General features: G+C 44.7%; 17 protein-coding genes and 1 pseudogene. 7 read left to right on the forward strand and 11 right to left on the reverse strand.

All coding sequences use genetic code 11. From position 1 onward, the window contains the following. A partial coding sequence (rplU, locus tag F6K57_RS24945) for a 50S ribosomal protein L21 (protein ID WP_293071326.1) occupies positions 1 to 355 on the reverse strand: 355 nt, incomplete at its 3' end. A gap of 361 nt (positions 356 to 716) precedes the next feature. On the opposite strand from rplU, the gene F6K57_RS24950 reads away from it, so the two are divergent. From F6K57_RS24950 to F6K57_RS24960, 3 genes are all read left to right on the forward strand, one after another. Beyond that, positions 717 to 2,120: an alanine/glycine:cation symporter family protein gene (locus F6K57_RS24950; RefSeq protein WP_364304065.1), complete on the forward strand. Its 1,404-nt coding sequence runs from the start codon at positions 717 to 719 to the stop codon at positions 2,118 to 2,120. Positions 2,121 to 2,170: 50 nt separating this feature from the next. Further along, positions 2,171 to 2,605, forward strand: coding sequence for a universal stress protein (locus F6K57_RS24955; protein WP_293021649.1), 435 nt, complete (start codon positions 2,171 to 2,173; stop codon positions 2,603 to 2,605). Positions 2,606 to 2,848: 243 nt separating this feature from the next. Then, positions 2,849 to 3,661: a carbon-nitrogen hydrolase family protein gene (locus F6K57_RS24960; RefSeq protein WP_293021647.1), complete on the forward strand. Its 813-nt coding sequence runs from the start codon at positions 2,849 to 2,851 to the stop codon at positions 3,659 to 3,661. A gap of 79 nt (positions 3,662 to 3,740) precedes the next feature. Here F6K57_RS24960 and aroF read toward each other — a convergent pair whose 3' ends face one another. From aroF to F6K57_RS24990, 6 genes are all read right to left on the reverse strand, one after another. Then, the gene (aroF, locus tag F6K57_RS24965) at positions 3,741 to 4,805 is read right to left on the reverse strand and encodes a 3-deoxy-7-phosphoheptulonate synthase (protein ID WP_293071327.1); all 1,065 of its coding nucleotides are present in this window, start codon (positions 4,803 to 4,805) and stop codon (positions 3,741 to 3,743) included. Between the two features lie 519 nt (positions 4,806 to 5,324). Next, positions 5,325 to 5,834 (reverse strand): PAM68 family protein, encoded by a 510-nt coding sequence (locus tag F6K57_RS24970; protein ID WP_293021643.1) that lies wholly within the window; start codon positions 5,832 to 5,834, stop codon positions 5,325 to 5,327. Positions 5,835 to 5,869: 35 nt separating this feature from the next. Beyond that, on the reverse strand, positions 5,870 to 6,139 hold the full coding sequence (gene rpsO, locus F6K57_RS24975) for a 30S ribosomal protein S15 (protein ID WP_008188496.1): 270 nt from the start codon (positions 6,137 to 6,139) through the stop codon (positions 5,870 to 5,872). A gap of 60 nt (positions 6,140 to 6,199) precedes the next feature. Next, positions 6,200 to 6,628, reverse strand: a complete 429-nt coding sequence (gene ruvX / locus F6K57_RS24980) for a Holliday junction resolvase RuvX (RefSeq protein WP_293021640.1) — start codon at positions 6,626 to 6,628, stop codon at positions 6,200 to 6,202. Positions 6,629 to 6,740: 112 nt separating this feature from the next. Next, entirely contained in the window at positions 6,741 to 7,979 is a 1,239-nt protein-coding gene (locus tag F6K57_RS24985) for a GNAT family N-acetyltransferase (protein ID WP_293021638.1), read from the reverse strand. Between the two features lie 993 nt (positions 7,980 to 8,972). Continuing rightward, complete coding sequence (locus tag F6K57_RS24990) at positions 8,973 to 9,275, reverse strand: hypothetical protein (RefSeq protein ID WP_008188499.1); 303 nt, start codon at positions 9,273 to 9,275, stop codon at positions 8,973 to 8,975. Between the two features lie 852 nt (positions 9,276 to 10,127). On the opposite strand from F6K57_RS24990, the gene F6K57_RS24995 reads away from it, so the two are divergent. Then, positions 10,128 to 12,452 carry a DNA polymerase III subunit gamma/tau gene (locus F6K57_RS24995; RefSeq protein WP_293021633.1) on the forward strand — a complete coding sequence of 775 codons (2,325 nt, stop codon included), beginning with the start codon at positions 10,128 to 10,130 and terminating at the stop codon, positions 12,450 to 12,452. Between the two features lie 223 nt (positions 12,453 to 12,675). Here the strand turns inward: F6K57_RS24995 and F6K57_RS25000 are convergent, their stop codons facing one another. After that, positions 12,676 to 14,739 carry a tetratricopeptide repeat protein gene (locus F6K57_RS25000; protein WP_293021631.1) on the reverse strand — a complete coding sequence of 688 codons (2,064 nt, stop codon included), beginning with the start codon at positions 14,737 to 14,739 and terminating at the stop codon, positions 12,676 to 12,678. Between the two features lie 752 nt (positions 14,740 to 15,491). Between F6K57_RS25000 and F6K57_RS25005 the strand changes: the two genes are divergently transcribed. After that, positions 15,492 to 15,995, forward strand: coding sequence for a hypothetical protein (locus tag F6K57_RS25005; RefSeq protein ID WP_293021629.1), 504 nt, complete (start codon positions 15,492 to 15,494; stop codon positions 15,993 to 15,995). Positions 15,996 to 16,007: 12 nt separating this feature from the next. On the opposite strand, the pseudogene F6K57_RS42155 reads toward F6K57_RS25005, so the two are convergent. Continuing rightward, positions 16,008 to 16,208, reverse strand: a pseudogene (locus F6K57_RS42155) (transposase); the annotation flags it as partial. Between the two features lie 765 nt (positions 16,209 to 16,973). Then, complete coding sequence (locus F6K57_RS25010) at positions 16,974 to 17,399, reverse strand: hypothetical protein (RefSeq protein ID WP_293021627.1); 426 nt, start codon at positions 17,397 to 17,399, stop codon at positions 16,974 to 16,976. A 284-nt stretch (positions 17,400 to 17,683) separates the two neighbouring features. Between F6K57_RS25010 and F6K57_RS25015 the strand changes: the two genes are divergently transcribed. Continuing rightward, positions 17,684 to 20,353 carry a carboxypeptidase-like regulatory domain-containing protein gene (locus F6K57_RS25015; protein WP_293021624.1) on the forward strand — a complete coding sequence of 890 codons (2,670 nt, stop codon included), beginning with the start codon at positions 17,684 to 17,686 and terminating at the stop codon, positions 20,351 to 20,353. A gap of 118 nt (positions 20,354 to 20,471) precedes the next feature. Here the strand turns inward: F6K57_RS25015 and rpsF are convergent, their stop codons facing one another. Next, entirely contained in the window at positions 20,472 to 20,780 is a 309-nt protein-coding gene (gene rpsF / locus F6K57_RS25020) for a 30S ribosomal protein S6 (protein ID WP_293021674.1), read from the reverse strand. Between the two features lie 574 nt (positions 20,781 to 21,354). Here rpsF and F6K57_RS25025 point away from each other — a divergent pair. Next, a partial coding sequence (locus F6K57_RS25025) for a fumarylacetoacetate hydrolase family protein (RefSeq protein ID WP_293071328.1) occupies positions 21,355 to 21,789 on the forward strand: 435 nt, incomplete at its 3' end.

Consider the following 21,789-nt stretch of genomic DNA (forward strand, 5'->3'; position numbering starts at 1 on the left):
GTGCTTCCTCTGCTTTGGAAACCGAGGCGAGCACAGAACCATTCATACTAATAGCATCAATCATCAGACGGGTTTTTTCCTGTCTGTGTCCCCGCTTCTTACGGGTTTTCTTCTTGGGCTGCATTTTGTAGACGATGATTTTGCGATCGCGAAAGTGTCGCATCACCGTTCCTTGTACGGTTGCTCCTTCAACTAAGGGCTGACCGATGCTGATTTCACCATCATGATTAACGAACAGGACTTTGTCGATGGTGACATTTTGCTCTGGTTCAACGTGCAGTAATTCGATGTCGTAAAAGCGACCCGGTTCGACTCGCAGTTGCTTGCCACCAGTTTCGATAATTGCGTAGGTCATGGATTTGTTTTTCTAGAGTTGCCGTACAGGTAGCTGGTTAGTGTTTGTTCCGATGGATAGGATTTCTTGCTTGTGCCAGCTTTTGTTATGCCTTCACCTGATCCGAGCAGGAATCGACACGTAATCTATTATTATCTTTGATTAGTTAGTCTTTGTCAAGACCATAACCGTGAATCTTGACAGCAAATCTAGCACTAGGGTAACCTTACTACTGATTAGATTTGGTGTCCAGTTTTTGGTAAGTCCTGGTAAATTTGTAAAGAAGTATTGCTAAAAGACGTTGACACTAAATCCTATTTTTTTCAATTTACCCACTTTAGCTGTAGCAGCAAACAACTCGGTTCTAACTCACCTCACCGGTATTGTTAACCAAATCTTAAATGGCATATCTAATGTACTCTTCTTTAGCATCAGTGGTATGCCACTGATTGTCTTGTGGCTAGTCTGTGGTAGCCTATTCTTCACCTTCCGGATGAACTTCATCAACATCTGGGGATTTCGACACGCCATTGATATAGCCTTAGGCAAATACGAGCAACCCAACCAAAACGGTGAAATCTCTTCCTTTCAAGCTCTATCAACTGCCCTATCCGCTGGTGTTGGACTCGGTAGCATTGGCGGTGTTGCTTTTGCCATCAGTATCGGAGGACCAGGAGCTGCGTTATGGATGACCCTTGCCGGGTTATTGGCCATGAGCAGTAAATTTGTAGAATGTACCCTGGCTCAAAAATATCGAGTGGTCAGACCAGACGGAACCATAGCTGGTGGTCCAATGTATTACCTCTCGGCTGGTTTAGCGGAAATGGGATATCAAAAACTCGGCAAAATTGTGAGCCTCGTATTCTGCATCTTTGCCATTGCTGGGTCATTTGGTGGTTCAAGCATGTTTCAAGCTAACCAATCCTTTGAAGTAATGGCCAGCGTAGTCCCCTGGCTGATTAATCGAGGCTGGGTTTATGGCTTAATTATGGTTGGCCTAGTGACATTGGTGATTATTGGTGGCATTCAACGTATTGGCTTAGTGGCTGGTACCATCGTACCCGTCATGTGTGGGATCTACATTTTGACATCCCTCTGGATTCTGATTGTCAATTTTTCCAGCATCCCATCTGCAATCGAAACTATTGTGACAGAAGCCTTGTCTCCCCAAGCCGTTGAGGGAGGTTTGATTGGGGTGTTAGTACAGGGATTAAGGCGTTCAACCTTTACTAATGAGGCAGGTATTGGTACATCTGCCATTGCTCACGCCGCTGCCAGGACTGAGGAACCAGTGCGGGAAGGCATTATAGCCCTACTCGAACCTTTTATTGTTACTGTGGTCATCTGCAATATGACTTCTTTAGTAATAGTCATCACTGGAGTATACAAAAATTCTGAGTTTGCTGAGTTCGGTGGTGCCGAAATGACCGCCGCTGCTTTTGGTAGTGTCATTAGTTGGTTTCCCATCCTCCTTGCCATATCTGTGTTCTTTTTTGCTTTCTCTACCATGATTTCATGGAGTTACTATGGTGAAATCTGTTGGGATTATTTGTTTGGTTCGAGAACTTTGATTGTCTACAAAATATTATTTTTGATCACCATCTTTATTGGAGCTGTGGCTAACCCAGAAGCAGTCATTAATTTCAGTGATAGTATGCTTCATGCTATGGGTTTACCTAATCTTTTCGGTGCCTATTTCCTCTGTAGCAAAGTAGCCACTGAACTTAAAGACTATATGGATCGCTTGAATTCTGGGAAAATAGTTCCCGTAACTCAATCTTCTTAGAAGATTAGTATTTATAATATTTTTAAAGAAGCCATAGGAGTCAATAATCTATGAGCTTATTTGCCACCGACCGTGTACTTGTACCCATTGATTTTTCTGAAACCTCCTTTGAGGCTTTAGAAAAAACAATAGACTTTGTCAAGGATGCATCTCATATATACGTTATCCATGTTCTCCCCCCTCTCAACCCTGCTGAACCGGGAGTGATGTGGCGTACAGTAGATAGCCAGACTCGTAAATCCCATGTGGAAAAGGTACTTTCTGACAGATTCAAGGAACCTCAATACGAAGGAATCCATGTCAACATCAGCATTGGCAATCCTGCCTCAAACATCATCGACTACGCCAGGGAACAAGCCATTGATCTGATTGTGATCCCATCTCATGGCTACACCGGTCTGAAACGATTTGTTTTGGGGTCAGTAGCTGAGCGAGTCGTTCGATTTGCCCACTGTCCAGTGCTTGTGCTGCGACGGGAAGTCTGACAGTGATTAAATTTTTTTAATTTGGTTTGGGTCATTCTGGGGAAAATATAGTAAATGAATTTAATACCAAGTTGCGGTCCAACCTAAAACTTTCTGTTCTCCCAATCTCCCAATCTCCCAATCTCCCAATCTCCCAATCTCCCTATCCAAGCAATCTACTATCTTTGAATGCAACTGAATGCAACTCGGTATAATATCTGTCTTAATATGTTTCTATCTTGAAAACTCTACCTTTGAATCATAATGAAGTGCTATCTTGCAGCTGCCATTCAAATGACTAGCTCCCCTGACCTAGAACAAAACCTAGTCCAGGCAGAAGAACTGATCGACCTAGCCGTGCGTCGTGGTGCTCAACTGATCAGCTTACCGGAAAACTTTTCTTTTCTTGGTACAGAGCAAGACAAAATTACCCACGCTGATGCGATCGCAGAGCAAAGTGAACAATTCCTCAAAACTATGGCGCAACGGTTCCAAGTCACTATCCTTGGTGGTGGCTTTCCGGTACCAGTGGGTACTAGTAAAGTCTACAATACAGCCCTACTCATCGGTTCGAGTGGCAATGAACTAGCTCGTTACCATAAAGCTCATCTATTTGATGTTAACCTTCCTGATGGGAATACCTATCGAGAATCAGAGACAGTTAAGGCTGGAACTGAACTACCCAAGGTCTACCCGTCCCCAGAATTCGGCAATTTGGGACTCTCTGTCTGTTATGATGTTCGATTCTCGGAACTCTACCGACACTTATCCCAGAATGGAGCGGATGTATTGTTTGTGCCTGCTGCCTTCACCGCCTACACTGGCAAAGACCATTGGCAAGTTCTGCTCCAAGCTAGAGCCATCGAAAACACCTGCTATGTGATTGCGCCAGCTCAAACTGGTCGTCACTATGCCATGCGCTACACCCATGGTCATGCGATGATAGTAGACCCTTGGGGGGTAATCTTGGCAGATGCTGGAGACACACCAGGAGTTGCGATCGCAGAAATTGACCCAAACCGCCTCCAACAAGTCCGCCAACAGATGCCTTGTCTAGAACACAGAGTCTTTGTTTGATTAGTTCTTAGTCTTAATTAACCTGAGTTCTAGATCAAGTTGGTTATGTCGAACTCAGGTCATCACTAAAAACTAACTACTAATGACTAGCAAGAGCCACAGCAGATTGAGGCCAACGCCCTACGGCTTGACCGATTACCGCCATTTCTTTCACCAACTCGTCAAACCGCTCCGGTGTCAAAGATTGTGGTCCATCAGACAGGGCTTTAGCGGGGTTGGGGTGAACTTCGATCATCAACGAGTCAGTTCCAGCTGCGATCGCTGCTTTTGCCATAGCTGGAACATAATCAGACTTGCCTGTGCCATGACTGGGGTCAATCATAATCGGCAAGTGAGTTAGGAGTCGTAAGACTGGCAGTACTGAAAGATCTAGGGTATTCCGGCTGTATTTACGGTCAAATGTCCGAATTCCCCGTTCACAAAGAATCACATTAGAATTGCCCGCTGCTAGGATATATTCAGCAGCCATCAACCACTCATCAATAGTTGCTGACATGCCCCGCTTCAGGAGTACTGGCTTATCTTGAGCCCCCACTTTTTTCAGTAGGGCAAAGTTCTGCATATTACGGGCACCAACTTGCAGCACATCTGCTACCGTACCAATTTTATCCACATCAGCCGTGTCCATCACTTCAGTAATGATGCCCAACCCAGTTTCTTCCCGTGCCTTGGCTAGCAAATCCAAGGCACTTTCCCCATGACCCTGGAAGGAATAGGGGGATGTCCGGGGTTTGTAGGCACCTCCCCGCAGGAACTTTGCTCCTGATGCCTTAACCCTGCGTGCTGTTTCGACGATCATCTCCTCGTTTTCCACGGAGCACGGACCCGCAACAATCACCAAGGGATGGTGTTCACCGAATACCACTGGCCCATTGGGCGTTGGCACTAGCACCTCACTGGCTTCCCCATGACGATACTGACGGCTAGCCCGTTTAAACGGTTGCTCTACCCGCAGTACCTGTTCTATCCACGGACTAATTTCCTGAATTTGTAGGGGGTCTAAAGAAGCGGTGTCACCAACTAGACCCAACACTACTTTATGCTTACCAACAATTTTTTCTGGAGTCAGCCCCCATTGGCTCAATTCTTGGCTAAGGCGAGTCACCTCGACTTCTGGAGAGCCTACCTTCATGACTACTATCATAAAAAAAATCCTCGTGAGTTTATAAACCCCGCGTCTAATGACCGGGGATGAAAAACGAGCCGACTAAGAGCCGATTAATTTGTTGTACATCTAAACAAGGATAATTCTAAGGCTGAAACCCAAGATTTCCGTTAGAGTGTCTCATACAACTAGATTCTTAACAGCTTAGGGACTTTAGTCCCAGTCAGGGAATGTGGGTGGGAGATGGTCGAGTTCCTACCCTTTGCTGTTGACAGAGTGCTTTATTATTCTATAGAATACTTTCTTGCTCTATATATGCCTTTTTGACTTATATTTATATTTCAATAGTCGCGATATCTGCTTGAACCAAAATTTTGATCAAATTACCCTTGTAGAATCTTGGATTTAGGCGGAAGAACGCAAAAAATATAACTAATTAATATAACAATATGTTAATTAAAATAACAAATTACTTACCCAGGTTAGTTAGGAAGCGAAAAAGTGCTTCCTACCTGGTAACCTTATACCCAAACTGAGACCATAGGATCCCCCAAAAGGTTAACTTTTTGTCTTAGCAGCACGCCATGCTGATGTCAATCTGCCTAGGTTAGTGCTGAACTCTTGCCAACCAAAAAAAGTTCCTGGTATATCTTCCTCCCACGAAGCAGAAAGAACACCATAGCTCAACCCCAACACACCTAGACCAAAGCATCCCATACTCACCAGAATCACTGCCACATGGGGTAACTCTACCCCAACCTGTGTGATCAATAAATAGCTAACCACAAATGTAACTATCCCTAAGAAACTGGGAATACCGCACATTAGAGCCATCCGACGCACCATCCGTTTACTGACCACATCGGGGATTGCCATTGAGTCCTTTGAGGCTGCCCTTGGCAAATCTTGCTTCTTATCTTGTTTCTTATCTTGCTTGACAGTAGTTTGACTGGGTTTTTCCTTTGGAGTAGCTTGGGGATTTGTTGATGAATTTTGGGCTTTAGGGTTCTTTTTGCGCTTTTGACGTGGTTCAAAAGGCAATCGCTCCCGTGACGGTTCAGTAGACATAAGCTCTTTTCAACTAGGGTCCGTTCAACTAGGGTCTAACCCCGAATACCTAAGCGCTCAATCAATTTTTGATACCGTTGTTGATCGTCTTGACGAATATAGCTAAGTAAGCGCTTGCGGCGACCGATCATCTTCAATAATCCCCGTCTAGACGAGTAATCTTTTTTGTGGCTTTGTAGATGGAGACTTAATGTATTGATACGCTCAGTCAGGATAGCCACTTGCACCTCTGCCGAACCAGTGTCAGTTTCATGAACCTGGTAGCCATTAATAATTTCAGTTTTACGTTCTTGAGTTAGACTCATCGATAAAGTTTAATTAGTATAAGTCAACAGTTTTCTATTCTATCACCATCAAGAAGGGATTCAATTCCCCGAGCGCCGCCTATCTAACCACTGTTGTAGGATGATAGCAGCAGCGTGACGGTCAATCAGTCCTTTATTGTGGGTAAGCGATCGCTTACTCGCCTTGAGTCGCGATTCAGCCTCCCAAGAGGTAAGCCGTTCATCGATATACTCTACCGGCAGCTGGAGTGCTGCTGCTAATCGCCTAGCCAATTTTTGCACCTTTCGTGCCTGGAAACCCAGGGTTCCATCCATCGAATAAGGTAAACCTACCACCAGTACCTGCACTTCTCTGGTTTCAACTAACTCTCGCAGTTGGTCAACATCCCGCTGAAAGGAGGTACGCTCAATGGTAGTTAAACCAGTAGCAATCAAACCCGTCCCATCACAACCCGCCACACCAATACGTTTGCTTCCCAAATCCAATCCCAGTGCTGAAATTCTTTCCATAACTTAAGCTCCTATGCTATCCATTTTTAGTCAAAGAGCGAATTTGGGGAATGGCACATTAGGTATGGGGCATCTGTAAATTAGCTTTTATAACCCAAGTGGGGATAACTAACTACTTCTGCGGTGAAGATTTAACTGACACCCTCTCCTCTTGAGAGACTACACTGGAGGACTGGGAAACCCCAATGGAGACCTTTTTTACCTTAGCACGGTGTTTCTTCGATGGGGATTGTGACCAGGATATGCGGCTGGGGATTGGAGTTCGAGCTGGCTGTAGCCCCTGAAGCACATCAGATAACTCAAAAGTAACAGACTTGGTTTCCCGCAACTTATGCCAAACGGAACGGGACATCAGCAGAGTATGCTCAATCCGTTCTGCTCCCAGCTCAGCTAGATACTCTTCCTGCTCAGCTTGATAGTCAGCCGTTGCCAGATTTAGGGATTGGGAAGGCAGTTTTTGAGCAATCCGTGCTATCTGAGACAGTAACTCTGGATATAGGTAATTGTAGGCTGGATGAACTGTTAACTCAGCTGAGTTGGTACGGTTACCATCACGGCACAGTCGCAGCCGAAAATAGCCAACGGCGACTTTACGCTGTGGTTCAAATACATAGGCACTGATTACTTCAGTATGATTTAGCCACTGCCACAGTGAATCAATGATTTTCCGTGACATACTGGTTTGAAAATCCTGAATATGGCGGTCAAAAACCTTACGCACTATTGGTGGCATTGATGCCGTATCCAGCTGATAGAGCAACTGAGCATCTGCGTTACTGACAGGCAACAGGTTCGGCAAATCTGGTTCACGAACCGCCAATTTTTCCAGCAGTTTTGGCTCAATCGCCCAATAGGTCATCTGAGCTAGGGGCTGGAATCCGTTTTGCCGATACAGAGCCAGTGAACTTTTATGATTGATATTGACTTCCAATAACCAAGTTCGCGCTTGCCAAATTTTTTCAAAGCAATAGCGCAACAGAGCCGAGCCAATGTCTCGAGTTGCCAGGGTGTTACTTACTAGAGGAGTGTTGGCATCAACTAACACCTGCTCCACCCGCCAAGTACTACGGGTGTGATTAAATGGGGAAATTTTGATCAGTCCGCGCAGCTGTTGGAGTTGCTCAGCCACATAGATACAAAAACTGTACTGGTAGGGGTTGGGAAACCAACTCAAAAACTTCAGCAACCAATACCAGCGTCTAACTTGCTTAAGTGGCTGTTGGTCAACTGATGGGCAGATCTTACTCTGCTCATCAGTTGCCTGTTGCAGTAGCTTCTCAATTGCTGCCAAATCATGGTATTGAAATGGGCGGATCAAATTCTTCGGGTTTTCCGAGACAGGTGAAGTCATTTTGGGTACGGATGCCATGAAGCTGCTCGCTCTGTTTGACCCATGTTCTTGCGCTGTAACCTACATTGGCAAGACTAGGGTTACTGCCAATATATTAGCTATTTTCCCATCATCCCAGTTGTGACAAGACATATAATTGACACTCCTCGCCCTAAAAGGACGAGGATTCTTGAGCTAATCACAGCCCTTTTAGGTTCCCCTTACTCAGGTCTTACACGATTATGTCCTATTCCGTTGCAAACTAGAATATCACTTAATATCTAGAACCCCTGCATGTGGATAGTTCTCCAAGCTTTTACCCAAACTTCTTGGGAAGTTTCCGTATGCCCTACGGTACTTTTGCTATTGAGTTAATCATTGAATTGCTATTCTGATTGAGGAAAATCAGCCTTGTACGAATTTTGGCTCGTTTGAACTCCTAGCAAGAGCAATTACACCGTTTCTTGTTTTTCAGAAGGTTTTTAAGCTGAGTTATCACCTACAAACTCAGTTCCTCTTGGATAATTGTACCAAAAGTCCCCCTAAAAGGGGGAGGCTTTCAACCCATTTATTTCGGTAATATTAGGTGCGCTTTCCGGATTAGGTGCGCGCCTGCTAGGCCGCGAGCAATCCCTCGCGGCCTAGGGTCGCACCTATCGGCTTTCGCCGACGCGGGGCGCGAACGGGCGCGCACCTCCAGTTGTGTTTCTTGGGTTAACTCCACCAGTGGTACGGTTGAGTGTTGAGTGTTAATCGTTAACGGTGGGGTCTTGGGTCAACACTCAACATATGTAAGCATTCAGCGTGTCGCGTATCAGCGTGTCGCGTATCAGCGTGTCGCGTATCAGCGTGTCGCGTATCAGCCAACAGCCTGTGGCCACACTACTTGAGGAGCACACCGCAATTGAATCAAATAAACTGACCGCTGACTGCTGACCACTGACTTCTGAATACTTACCAACATAGTCTCAACGTAATATAGGCACGCCCCTATCTAGCTTAGTCTTGTAAGGCTTAGTCTTCATCCATTATATTCCCTTTGTCTACCCGTTCTAACTGCCACAGAATTTGATTACCTTCACGCCTGACCCTGGACACAACCCAGTTGCGCCAAGACCAGTGGTTCCCCCGACTGGTGACAGCGCTGGCGTTGACATCCATTAAATCCGCCAGTTCAGAACTACTAATCAGGTAGCCTTGGCTGGCAATTTCATCTGCGATGTGTAGAGTTTCTACCAGATTACGCAGTTGAGCAACTCTCACCTCGCGGGGTAATTCGTCAGTAGTACTAACAGAAGAAGAAATAGCTGATTCCATAATTAAAACAGAAGATGATATATATCGATGAGGTGGAAATGCTCGATTATATAGTTTACGTAAGCTAACCGATCAGTAGTATGGGAATCTGATATCCCTGTTACTATCTTTGGTGAAAGATTACCACCGAAGATAAAGGTTTAACAAAACCCTCTCTCCAGCAATCCCTCATAAGACCCCGATCTGTCTTGCCTAAAATTAAAACACTATTAGCTAAACCGTGAGAAGCCCCGCACAATACCTGATAGGGTAAGTGTCGTATGGGAAGCGCGGGGCAAGGGTCGGAACGTCGAAATGCCAATGCGATATACTACCGATAGTAGGGAAAAACAAATTAAGAGCTAACCGCCACCTACGTGCCTGTACCTTTACAACCTGGAATATGGGGTGACCTTCAGAAAAAACTTGATAGTTTGAGTTATCTGTGGATGGGTAAAATTCCAGCAGTACTTTGGTTAATGAACTTTTTTTGTATTGTTCCGGCGGGTCGGGGCATCCCGGAGGCGAAACCTTAGAAGAGGGCAGCCTTAATCATAAAGTTTTAACCCTTTACCCATAGCCGACTAACCATAAAGGCCAGAGACGCGCGCCTTAGACAGGGTCGCCTTATAACAATAGCCTTAACCCTTTTACCCATAGCCTGCCGACCATAAAGGCGACCCTGTCTTACGGTAACTTCAAACCCTCTTCTTGCGGTAACTTCTGACCGTGTCGTTAATAAAGTAACCCGTGTAACCTAAGCAGTAGCTGGTGTTGGTAAGAAGCCCGCACTGTCCAGTGCTTGGCAGCGTCGGGAGTATGTCACTAAAACACTACTAGACCAATCCGGTAAGCCCCCCACAGCAGAAAGTCGTGAGCTACGAACCCCTACATCACAAATATCGTCCCCAGAGATTTGCGGATTTAGTGGGGCAAGATGCGATCGCAAAAACCCTAACCAATGCCATCGAGAGTGAGCGCATTGCCCCTGCCTATTTGTTTACTGGCCCTAGAGGTACGGGAAAAACCTCTTCGGCACGGATTTTAGCTAAGTCTCTCAACTGTCTCAAGAGTCCTTTGCCAACTCCATTTCCTTGTGGTGAATGTCACGTCTGCCGTGAGATCGCTGGTGGTTTATCCTTGGATGTGACTGAGATGGACGCAGCTAGTCATACCGGCGTAGATAAGATCAGGGAAATCATTGAACGGGCTCAATTTGCCCCAGTCCAGTGCCGCTACAAAGTGTATGTGATCGATGAATGCCATATGCTTAGTACCGCAGCCTTCAACTCCCTTCTCAAAACCCTGGAAGAACCGCCGGAGCGGGTAGTCTTCATCTTGGCTACCACAGACCCTCAACGGGTATTACCCACCATTATTTCCCGCTGCCAACGTTTTGATTTTCGCCGCATTCCCCTAGAGGCAATGGTGTCTCATCTGAAGGCTATTGCAGTTAACGAAAATATCGCTATTACACCAGATGCCTTAACCCTAGTGGCACAAGTGGCTCAAGGGGGGCTCCGGGATGCAGAAAGTTTGCTAGATCAACTGAGTTTGTTAGATGAACAGGTCACGGTAGAGCAGGTTTGGGATTTAGTGGGGGCAGTACCTGAACAAGACTTGCTGGCATTGCTAAACGCGATCGCATCTTCTGAAGCAGTAGCAGTACTAGAACAATGTGGCTATCTGATCGATAGAGGTCGAGAGCCCCTAGTTATCCTACAAAATCTCGCTAGCTTCTACCGAGATTTGTTGATTGCTAAAACTGCTCCTGCTCGTAATAATTTATCAGCCATCACCCTTCCAACCTGGCAGAAGCTGTGTGAGTTAGCTAAACAGCTTGATGTGGAGAGTATTTTACGTGGTCAACAGCATCTAAAAGACAGTGAAGTTCAGATCAAAAACACTACCCAGCCCCGTCTCTGGTTAGAAGTAACCCTAATGGGTTTATTGCCAGCGGCTCTTGCCTCTCAATCCGTAGAAACCTCACAGTTATTCCCTAAAAATCCATCAGTCAAACCCTCAGCACCTTCGGTTAAACCTAGGCACCAGCCTAACCTAGCACCAGTTGGGAGACATCAGCTCAGAAAAGAGCGGTACAATCAACCAACCTCTTCCCCAGATCAGACTACTCCTAAACCAGAGCATCCAAGTAAACCAGCTCAGAAGCCAAAGACTCAGGAAACTGAGGAGCCTAAGCCTTCAGAAAGGTTAGGGTCTCAACCACACCCGGACACCTCTACTAATGGCATACCCAAAACCCCTGATTTAGTGACAACCTCAACACCGAATCAGGAAGTTTACCATAGCGCTAGTGTTAATCGAGACAGCGACCTTAGCAACCAGCCATACGAAATCGAGCAGGTTTGGCAACAGGTCATTCATAATATTGAACTGGATGGCTCTAGAGAAATACTGCGTAGCAACGGCTGTTTATTAGCTTTCAATGGCCGAGAGGCATCTATTGGCATCAAAAAGAAGGGTGTACAAAAGCTCATACAAGGAATGTTGCCCCAAATTCAAAAGGCATTTGCCAAAGTCCATCCAGGTCATGTGAAAGTTAATTTTCAACTAGTAGGAGCACTCCCCACCCAGACCGCTCCTCAATCAAGAGTGACCCTACCAGCAGTACCAACTCCGAAATTACCTCCACCAATCACTACCCCAGAAGCACCACAGGAATCTTCAAGCAGCAAGGGGGATTCAAAGGGGGATTCAACGGAGGCCAAACTAGTTGTGCCACCTAGCACCAGTGACTCTTCAAAGCCAGCAGTAAACCCCTCCCCCCAACCATCCCAGCCACAAAACCTTGCCCCTCCTAGCAATTCTGAAACATCTGAAGCAGTGGACACTGTATTATCCAGCCCAGTATTATCCAGGCCAGCATTATCCAGGCCACCGTATGATTTCTCTGACTTAGACTGGGATGCTGATCAAATAGAGCAAGCTTTAGGGAAAATTAAAGATTGTTTTGGCGGAGAAATTATTGATTTAAATGATGATATGAGTAATAATGAAGTCATGGCCAAAGAGCCATCAGTAGAGTCGTTTGTCAATGATACTCAGGGTAGCTTTGACCAAGAGCAACCCCAATCATCAGTAGCCGAAAATCAACCTGATCCAAGACCGTTTTATATCAAGATTCAGAATAGGCCGCAAGAGTTAGAATATGATGAAAATGGTGAACTACCTTTTTAGAGTTATGATAAATTTGGTAATTGGTAATTACTAATTGGTAATTTATAGCGTTAATCGCACTTATGAGGTACAGTCTTTTTTGACGGTGATTCCCTTAAAATCATCTTTCTTATTCCCTTTTATATTTCCCCTACTGGGAGGGGTTAGGGGTGGGTTACTTTTGCATTAAAAGCATAAGCAATGTCGCTCAAAGGTTGCTGAGAATTGCTATAAATTCTTAAGCTCATAGGCGAGGCAAAATTTCTGGTAATAGCTGACCGGGAACTTTGGAAAGGGCAAGGCTTTGTCCCGCAGGACCATTTTCCCGAGAGAATGCCCGAATAGTGTGGATCAGGTAGTTCAGAGAAATTTGGTAGGTTTCGGGTTGATCAACTGTACCCATACAAGCTTGCACATGTTGGTGTAGGGCAGCTTCTAAATGAGTTAACTTAGACCCTTTGGTTAAGGAAAATTGTGGCTGTGTGGCTAGCTGGAAATGCACTAGCCCCAAGTTGTTGTAGGTAGCTATAATATCAAAGTTAACTGGTATAGGCGATCTATTCTGGTTAAGGACTTGGTCAGACGGGTGTGGTTGATGTCCTGCGATCGCAAGAGCATTTTCATAAGCCCTTATACATTGCTTAAAGTATTCTGCTTGTGCCCCATATTCCTCCTTTAACTGGTCGGCTAAGTGCCAGTAGGCGGTACCCAGGTTATTCTGGGTTGCAGCATAGCCAGCTGGGTCAACCTCTGGTTTCCGGTATTTGAGAGCATCTTTATAAGCAAATATCCCTAGCTTCAACCAGACTGTTGGTTGTTCGTGCTGGGCAAGACTCCAGTAAGCCGTACCCAAGTTATTTTGAATCATTGCCCAATTTTGAGGATTGGCTGTGGTGTCATGATCACAGATGGCTTCTTGGTAGGCTGCGATCGCTTTCTTTAAATTAGGCACTGGTGATTGATGTTGCGCTAGATTCCAGTAAGCCGTTCCTAAGTTGTTCTGGGTTGAAGCATATTTAACCATGTCATGATCAGCACCGCTATAGCGCAAAGCTTCTTCATAGGCGCGAATAGAATTTTCCAGATTTTTAGCTAAGTCTTGGTAGTGGCCTAACTCTCCATAAGCTGTTCCCAAATTATTCTGTATCATGCTAAAAATTTCCGGAGATTGTTCCGCTAAAAAGTCAGTTAGTGCTATTTGATAGCATTTAATCCCTTGCTCTAAATAAGAGACCATCAGGTTGTCATTGTTCGGACAACGAGATAGCATCCAGTAGAAATTTCCCACATCATTGAGGATAGCGGATTCTTCTATAGGTTTGAATTTTGACCATTGCAGCGCCTGCTCATAAGCCTGGATTGCGATCACTAAGTTTTCCTCAGAGGCATCTCCCTGTTCAATCAGGTAGCGATAATGATTGCCCAATTCAAGATAGGTTTGGCCTGTAGATGGTTTTTGAGTTCCAGGTGGCAGGTGGTTTAGTTCGCAGTTATCTTGTGGTGTTTCAGTTTCAGTTTCAGTTTCAGTTGCCGGTGGCAGGTTGTTTAGTTGAAAGTTATCTTGTGGTGTTTCAGTTTCAGTTGTAGGTGGCACGTTGTTTGGTTGAAAGTTATCTTGTGGTGTTTCAACATTAAAACTTTCAACTGTCAACACCTCCTCTTGCCCTGGTAGTGTCTCCACATCTTCCTGACCAGGATCGATTACTGTTGTTGAAGGGGGTAATGTGTAGGAAGCTTGTGGTGTATCAGCCACCCCTTGGGATAGGGGTGTTGGTTCTCCTTCAAACTCAAAGAAACCAGTGTGCTGTTGCCAAAATTCTGGTACGGACTGCTGAATGGAATAAAACCAAGGTCGTGGCAACCAGAGCAAGAAAGTCAGTTCCCAGTAGCTGAGATTATGCCCAATTGCCTGTAAATGCCTAAGAAACAATCGTTGCAGTGCTGCGGGTTGCCGTGTTAAGTTTTCTATACCCAGAATCTGAAATCCCGGTATACTTTCAGAAGTATAAGATTCCTGATGGTCGGTTAACCATTGATTAATCTGAGCTAGGGGATTAGGCTCGCTCAGATTTAAATTCAAGCTGACCAACTTTGGGTAACCTTGGTGGTTCCTTGACCCGTTTGCTGCACATAAGCCTAACTCCCGGTATAATTGATCTGCTAGCTGGTTGCGCAGATTCAGGTCATCACACACTGCCAAAAAAAGCTGGCGGCGCAGACCAATACTCAAAGCGAGTTTCAAACGTTGATAGGTTTGCCGATTCCAACTGGAAATTTCTTGATTTGAGGCAATGTCCGTTACTATCATGCTGGCATAGGTGTCAGAGCAAAGGGATTACATATCAACCTTTTCCTGCTTTTGTTGCCTAAGTCAGGATTGAACTTGAATATTCTGTGATCATCGCTTAATTTATCAGTAGTTAGCACTCAGGACGATTTTAAGGGAAGTATTGTTTAATTATCATTACAAAATAAATTACCTCTTCCCATTCTCGGTAATGCTTACAAAATCATAGTTTTTATTTTGTAAAACAGGTAATTGTTATTGTGTGACTACTTACAAATGACTTAGCATTGCTATATCCGTATTTATAACGATTGTTTAAAAAACATACTATATAAAAATCATTAATTTTTACCATACCTATTACCATAAAATTAGTCAACAATAGATTAAAGTATATCGCTGTTTACTAAATTATCGTAAGCATATGCGCTACGCGCACGCTACGCGAACAGCAATCAGCCGTCAGCCGTCAGCCGTCAGCCGTTGGCGGCACCTCAAGTATCGTCGTGGCACAGGCTTCGACGCTGGGACATAGCCCATAAGCTAAATCCTTAGTTTTATATTAATTAGTTACACATATTTTTAGCTATTTACTATTTCCGATTCCCGATTCCCGATTTCCGATTCCCAATTCCCGATTCCCGATTCCCGATTCCCAATTCTAAATTCTAAATTCTAAATTCTAAATTCTAAATTCTAACTTCCCGATTCCCGTTCCCCTCCTGGGAGGGGTTAGGGGTGGGTTCCGATTCCCGATTCCCTATTCCCTAGAAATGATTAAACTCAATCAACATTTAATAACCTATTTAGGTAGCTGCGCCTTATCTGCACTGGTGCTATTTCCCGGATTAGCTAAAGCTCAGGTTCAAGTTTCTCCCTTAGTTATTGAAGAAGAAGCAGAACGAGGTCAAGCCAGAGGTATCATCAACGTCACCAATCGCAGTAATAAAGCATTTCGAGCCCGTGTCTATGCCACACCTTTCACCTACGATGAAAATGGGTTTGAGGCATTGGAATCTAGCTCTAATGATTTAACCCCTTATCTACAATTCTCCCCTCGTGAATTGGTAGTAGAACCAGGAGTAACTCGCCGCATCCGAATGATTTACCGCTTTCCTCCTAGTATGGAGAAAGGGGAATATCGGGCAGTGATTTTCACAGAAAATCTGGAACATTCCCAGAATAACCGTGGTGGTGTAAGTATGGGCATTGTACCTCGCGTTGGTGTCACTGTCTATGTACGTCATGGAGACAGGACTTACGCAAGTAAGTCCTGAACTATAAACTGTTTTGGGTGGAGGGAAGTCGTGAGGAAGTAGTTCCCATGCACAGCCACTCCGGCTCCAATACAGAATAGCGTTGACTATTTCTCCTCTGATTACTGTTCGTTTGCGACCTCGCCCTGTTACCGATTTAGCTGCAGGCAGCAGGGGTTCAATTAGAACCCACTGCTTGTCCCTAAGGTCTGTTGGATAAGCTTTGCGATTCATTCACTTCACTCACTCGCTCTTCTAATCACTTCTCATCTTCAAGTCTCACCAGCTTCTTTCTTTAATCTTTTTTTTATAGATACCCTCTAGCGGCTATTCCCAAGGCAGTTATCGTAATAATGACTAGGGATTTAATCAGTTGTTTGGACATGGTAATTGTCTGGGATAACGTTACGGTTTTATATCCGTGTTATTCCCCTGTTACCATCCAGATTATTACCAAAAATCTATAAAATTTATATAATTATTACTTTTTATTAATTACTAGTTATTAGTAGCTGATAGCTCCCATGTAGCTGAATGCTTATATAGCAGTTCTCATAAGTAATGAGGTAAACAATATTTTTTACCTACTCCCTACTCCCTACTCCCTACTCCCTACTCCCTATTCCCTACTCCCTGCTCCCTGCTCCCTGCTCCCTGCTCCCTCAAAAAATGTCCCTCAACCCATTAATTGCTATAGATATTGACAGAATAATTAGCTGATGTTAGATTATTATAAATCAACGGTTTGTTGGTAAAGTCTCCGTAGTAAAAATCTGCTCAAGCCGATTCCCACGGAGACAACTAAAAATATAGAGTTTAATTGCAGTAACATCAATTACCTAGGGGGATAGGTGGATGGCTTCCAGCCAATAGTTGAGTTTAGTTAGCTGTAGCTGTAACCGTAAACTTAAAGGCGTAATCACCGCATTTAAGGGGTAAAATTACCTCGATCAACATGTCAGCTTCAACCTCGAATTTGCTAGGAGGTAAATTTAGTGGTTATGCTGCAGGTTCTCCCATATTACGCTCGATATCGCCAGTTGTTGGACGATCAATCTCAACAAAATAAACTCCATAGTTGTAGGTCTCGGCGGTGTCTAAAAGTTCTTCAGATAGAGGATTCATCGCCATCAAGTCTCCAAGAGAGACAGTTGATGGGGTATTACAAACCATCAAACCTGTAGCAGCATCACCTGGGTTAAGAACAGCTAATACTTCGGGAGCAGGGTTTATTAGAGTACCAGGTTGAACATCTATAAAAGAACAGGTTCCCTCTACTGTGCCCTCAAATTCAAACTCCTGCTCTATAGTAGCAGAAGCAGGAGGACCAGGAGGTACCTGAGCAAAGGCACTGGTAGCACCAGCAGCAACACCTAAAGCAGTCAATGCGGAAATAAATAAGGATTTACCGAATTGGTTTCTCATGTCCTTTATCTGGTGGAAATAAACTGTTTGTTTGTAATTTTTTTGTAATTATATTGTTTCCTAATTTCATAACTGGATACATCCGGAAAGATACCGAATTTAAAAATTCAGTGAAGTTAATTAAGGTGGAGAAAAATACGGGTAATAATGGAATAGGAGTGCTACTGCAATAAACCAGATGTATCAAACCCCTTAGTTACTGTTAGATCTGACCAAATTGGAAAGTCTGTATGTAGTTTCCCTTAAAAAATTTAGTCAGCATTTAGTCAGCTCATAGGTGTTGGATGAAAATTATTTCACTAGCTTATCTAGCTGTAACAACTCTCTTGTCTTCTTTGATTACCATAACTTCCGTTGTTGCCCAAACACTAGCACCTGAAATACCAAAACCGGAAGTCGCCGCCACTACCTCTAGCCCAAGGCGAAACGATAGTGATCAATTGATTATTCTTCCTGTGGGGGTAAATCTGGGAAAACAGAATGTGATTCCTAGTACCTTAGTGCGGGGATTTGAAGATGGTTCCCAGGCAATTAATTTTGAAAAGTGGCTGATTCCCTTAGATGATGTGATTAAGGGCTTGAAATTAGATGTCAAACCCTTAGAAGATGGTCAATTAGAAGTGCGATCGCCTGGTTTAGTCACCCGCATCAATCCAGAAGAATTACCAACGGACCCAGAATTAGGATTAGTCATTCCCGTCAAAACCATCCAAACTCTTCTAGGAGTTCCGACGGAGTTTGACATGATTGAATACGCGATTAGGTTTAATCCCCCCTGGTTGAATATGCGGCCCAAAGGTCGGCGAACTCCAGAAATCCCAGTCGTACTGGAAGGATTATCTGAGATTGATGCCCCTGCCTTTAGCATATCCGCGATCAGACAACGGGTAAATATTAGTGGCAGAGGGGGTGGTAGCAGTTCCGTGTCTAATTCCACTAACTATAGTGGAGAATTTACCACCGTCGGCACCTTATTAGGAGGTAGCTGGTTTTTGAGGACTCGCCAACCGGATTTAACCGATACCGGGACGTTTCGGTTACAGGAAGCCCAGTATTTTCGCCAAACCGATGCAGCGGATTTTGTCCTAGGTTCCCAGCCCACCTTTTGGCGAAGTCAAGGAACAGGTCAATATTGGGGTGCGACCACTATCCAGCGCTGGGGATTTACCCCACCCTCATCAAGAGGTGGATTTAATCCTAGCCAACGGTTGCAAGCCAATGACATTAGACGCAGGGTTACTGGGGAAGCTGAACCGGGTACATTAGTCCAGCTGACCCAAGGTTTTAATGATGTAGTGGTGGATGAAATCCTAGTGGACTCCTCTGGGGTTTACCGCTTTGAAAATGTCATAACTGGACGAGGCGGTAGCAATACTTATCGCGTCTTTCTATACCCAGATGGACAGCTTACTGCGGAACCGGAAATTCGAGAGGCCAAATTCTCTACTCTACCGGGTCAATTGACCAAGGGAGCCTCTGCTTTAGTTGTTTCCACTGGCTTGAGTCGAGAATCGAGCCAGAATGGGAATTTCTTCGGTGAGTTTATAGACGTGCGGGGGGGAATTGCCTATCGCTTAGGAGTCACAGAAGACCTGACCTTGGGGATGGGGGTGGTTTACGACGAGTCAGTGTTGGGGTTAGGGGAACTATTCTATCAACCTGCTGGCTTTCCCTTAAAGGTAAAAGTGTCGGCTCTTTTGGGTACAGAGGATGAGGAGATAGACTATGATGCCAGTATTAACTTCCAACCCTCTCCTAAGCTGAGCTTTAACTTCAACAGTGATAGTCTAGCCCAGCGGTTTCGGGTCAACTGGCAAGTCTTTAGTGGTTTAACCTTGAGAGCCAGTGGAAACACTCGGGAAGAAGCCTTAGCTGCTGGTATGAGCATTTCCCACACTAGCCAAGATTTCTCACTCTCTGCCAGTGCTGACATCGACACCAATAATAACTTGCGCTGGAGTTTGAGGTCTAACCTGGGAAGTCTGATACTCTCCCATCGAGGCAATGAAATCACTACCAATTCAGAACTGATCTATTATTTGTCCGATAGCAGTGCCTCTAAAGGACATTCCCTGCTACTGGGTTACGAAACCCGGGATTCCAATAACCGTGATGATCACCTGGCTCGCTTAGCTTGGCGCTATCGTTCTCAACAACAGTTTAGTGATGGTCGATATCTCTGGGACTTGGATTTCGCCTATGGCTTTGGTTCTCGCGGTAATGGATTGATTGCCTCAGCTTCCAGTGCGGTGATTCCCGGATTAGTATTGCGGTTACGTTATCAAGAAATATCTACTACCTCTGATGGCAGCACCTTCAGGATTGAACTTTCTCCCAATATCAATGTCCAATCAGGGATTAGCGCTGCCGACACCCGCTTTGACCGCTTACGCAGCCGAGGGGGATTGTTAATTCAGCCTTTCTTTGACAACAATGGCAATGGTAAACGAGATACAGGGGAAGAGATTTACCTCGAAGAGCCGGATTTACTTTTACTGCTGAATAATAAATCGATTACCTCTTTTCGACCAGACATTCGCAACAATGGGATTTTTGTCAAACTCGACCCTGACACCTATCGCCTCGACCTTGACCCTGCCGGATATCCCATCGACTGGAAACCTGAGGAATCAGCTTATGCAGTGGAGGTGGTGCCCGGTAGCTATACTCCAGTTACTGTGCCAATGGTACTATCCTACACGTTTGCAGGTGTAGTCACTGATGCTGCGGGAGAAGCGGTGGAGGGGGCGAAGGTAGAAGCAGTACCAGTTGATTCAGGAAAATCGATTTTTTCGATTACCAACGGTGCTGGGGTCTTTTATTTAGAAGGGTTGCAGCAGGGTAAGTATAATTTACTGATTAATGGTGAATCGGCTCAACCGAATCAAATTGAGATTAAGCCAGATTCCGAACCTTTCCAAGAACTGAATTTATCGATACTCCTTAGTCCTTAGTCTTTAATCGTTAGTGTTTTGTAGCCAGCAAAGAGTCTACAGGAAATAGGTAATCGTCAACTACCCATTACCTATTACCTGTTACCCATTACCTATTACCCCCTAGAATACCGAGAGTTCAAGCTTCAACTTCTGCTGGTTCTGGTTTAGGAGCTGGAGATGATTCGAGTCTAATGGTCAGGTAGCGAATCACATCTTGACTTAGACGCATTGCTCGCTCAATCTTGGCCACATGGGTACCTGGTCCATTATAGTTCATTTGGATATAAATCCCTTCCCGGTACCTATCAATGGGATAGGCTAAACGACGCTTGCCACGATGCTGAATCTCGATTTGCTCTCCACCGAGTTCCTGCAACAGGTCTCGGTATTTGCCGATAGCTTGATCTACTTGTTCCTCGCCCAAATCAGGACGCAGGATATACATCATTTCGTAAGTGTTTTGCACTGGTATTAATCTCCTTATGGACAAGTTGGCTTCTTTTTATCCGATGGACAGCACTAACAATCAGCACTAACAATCAGCACTAACAATCAGCTTTCCTTGACCCTCACCGAAGGTATGGTTAAAGGTTGGGTAATTGAGTTGCTTGCTACTGGATAGTTAAAGAAGCAAGGAATTGATCTACCGCTACTCAAGCGGACAGTTACCGGATCGGTAAGTGTGTGGGGTTGTTACACTTATCTGAATACTTTTATCTCAATACTTTGATATGAATACTTGACAAGCATTACCCCTTCACCATTTTAACCCCTTGTGCAACCAATTTCAATTAAATTTCAATTAAGTGGTGCTCAAAGAAAGTACATTCGTCAAAGGGGAATAACACTAGGCACCACCAGACACTACTAGAAGATGCTATGTATGAATGCAGCTTGTTATCTATTGTACTGTTAAGGACAATCTGTTATCGGTACTCAGTACTGACGTACTGCCAACTCAGGACTAATTTAGGTAAAGTAGAGAATTTTGGTAATATTATCAAGGAACATCTATTGTTATGACACAGCGCTACGTCCGAGTTAAATCTTCTAAAGGACAGACCTACTACGGCTTGTTACAGGTGACCCGCACTATTCAGGTGCTGGATGCACCACCTTGGTTACAAGGACAACCCATAGATTTAGAGTTGGAACCAGAAAGCTATCAATTGCTGGCTCCGTGTGCACCAACTAAAATCGTGGCTGTAGGGAAAAACTATACTGAACACGCAGCGGAATTGGGAACATCAGTTCCTGAGGAACCTTTACTGTTTCTTAAACCCCCTACCACTATAATTCCTGACTCTCAAGCCATCCAGTATCCGCCTCAGTCTCAGCGAGTAGACTATGAGGGAGAGTTAGCACTGGTAATCGGTGACTATTGCTTAGACTGCACACCAGACGAAGCTCAATCCAAAATTTGGGGTTATACGATCGCTAATGACGTAACGGCT

Origin of the sequence: Moorena sp. SIO4A5, from assembly GCF_010672005.1 — a bacterium.
Taxonomy (GTDB): domain Bacteria; phylum Cyanobacteriota; class Cyanobacteriia; order Cyanobacteriales; family Coleofasciculaceae; genus Moorena.